This window comes from Flagellimonas amphidinii, from assembly GCF_013090115.1.
Classification (GTDB): Bacteria; Bacteroidota; Bacteroidia; order Flavobacteriales; family Flavobacteriaceae; genus Flagellimonas; species Flagellimonas amphidinii.
Genome location: NZ_JABFNN010000042.1, coordinates 1 through 922 on the forward strand (window position 1 = coordinate 1; position 922 = coordinate 922).

The window sequence follows — 922 nt, forward strand, 5'->3', positions numbered from 1 at the left end:
CGTGTTGGGAAGTCACTGATAATATTCAAAATTTCAGATTTATTGGCTCGCTCTCGGTTCAGTTCCACCATCTTTTCCTTTAAAAGGTCCCGCTCCTGTACCAATGCCAATTCCTTGTTCTGTGATTCCCCGTTCTCGGCCAAATTGATATTCGTGCCCTGCATGGGCTTATCCGCCTCTTTTACCAAAACAGTCTGATATAGCTTTTGTAAGGAATCTATCTCGGTCAACTGTATTTTATAAATAGAGTCTTGAAGCAAAAGGTTCTTATCATTGATCGCCTTTTGGAGCTTGAAATAATCATTGACCGAAATGGAATTGATTATTGCGGGCTGTGTTTTCTTTGCTACTCGATTATCCGTGCTGACCACTGAGATTTGATGGAACCTGGCATCCAAAGAATTGAAATTTTTGAGATAGTTTTCAAAATCAATGGTTTTTATGGTCGTAGTGTCCAACTCACTGATAAAATCATCAAAAAGTTTGATTTTCTGGTTTTCGTCAGAATACGAATCCGCAAAAATCTCTTTGATGCTTGCCGCCTCATGTTCTGTTATGTTCAAGGCCGTTGCCAAGGCTGTTGAATCTTCAGCCTCCGCCAAGTCATTATAAAAATCAATATTGTTGTACAACTGCTGCACACTATTGAAATTAGGCTCGACCACCATTTTGGAAACATATTTTTCTGGCAAATAATTGTCCAAAAAATATCCCGAAACACCCCCAACAACTATAGCAATCGCCAATACAATAAAATTCTTTTGGATAAAAAGCAGCAGCAAAATCAAAATATGGAAAAACCCTTTGAAAATGTTGCCAATGAAAGTGAAAAATTTTTGAAACCCTCTTCCAATCAATTGGAACAATTGTCCCAAATCTATCTCATCTGAAGTGTTCTGATGTACTGGTTGGTCCGCCATTT

General features: G+C 38.3%; 1 protein-coding gene. It reads right to left on the minus strand.

Annotated features, from left to right (window positions below; translation table 11 throughout):
- Positions 1-920: hypothetical protein (locus HJC33_RS15830; protein ID WP_171659825.1), on the minus strand; the 920-nt coding region annotated here is incomplete at its 3' end.
- Positions 921-922: the final 2 nt, after the last annotated feature.